Origin of the sequence: Cetobacterium somerae ATCC BAA-474, assembly GCF_000479045.1 — a bacterium.
In the GTDB taxonomy this organism is placed as follows: Bacteria; Fusobacteriota; Fusobacteriia; order Fusobacteriales; family Fusobacteriaceae; genus Cetobacterium_A; species Cetobacterium_A somerae.
The window spans coordinates 1-734 of the sequence record NZ_KI518088.1 but is presented as its reverse complement, the minus strand read 5'-3'; the positions used below and the strand labels follow the sequence as shown (position 1 = coordinate 734).

Below are 734 nucleotides of genomic sequence, written 5' to 3'. Positions count from 1 at the left end.
TTTACTGTTGTCGTTCCATCTGTAAACCATACTCCAATATTATGAATTGATGGGTATAATGTATAACCTGGATTACTATTTATTCCTGCTGAAGTCCATGTTAAAGTGTTTATATTTCTAGGTAATCCACTTGGTGATCTTGTTGTTCCATCTAAAACATATGTTCCTATTCCACTCGTATTTCCTTTTGCTATTGGATTTGTTATTGTAAAACTTGAGTTATTAATAGTTCCTCCAACTGTATTTATTGTTATATCTCCAAAAGTAAAATTATCATAAAAATATTTTGCGTTACTCGAAGTACTCGCTACTCCTAGTCTAAACAAAGGAGCACTATCATTTGTATATACCTCTCCAGGTACCATTGTTGTTGTTGTTGTTGGATAACTCGGAGAGCTTATTGTATAATAACCATTATATACTTTTGAAACATTTAAACTATAATTTCTAGCATTTTTATTATAACTATCATTAACTGTAACTTGAGGTATCGTAGTTTGCAAAACAATAGTCTTGTTATTTACATTATCCCATGCAAAAATTACTTGAGTAAATCCTACTATATTTCTACTATTTCCACCAAAAAATCTTAATCCTGAATTTATACTTGTTTCTGTCATCTCAGTATTTTGATCATTTAGTTTGACTGTTCCTATTACAAATTGAGAAGTATCTGTTGGTATTAAATTTTTAACCACAACGTTATTTGATGCTGCATATCTTTTTAATGTGGC

Annotated in this window: 1 protein-coding gene; it reads right to left on the bottom strand. The window is 29.8% G+C overall.

All coding sequences use genetic code 11. The annotated features are described in order from the left end of the window. The coding region (locus tag HMPREF0202_RS15210) for a hypothetical protein (protein WP_023051812.1) at nt 1–734 on the bottom strand (734 nt) is incomplete at both ends.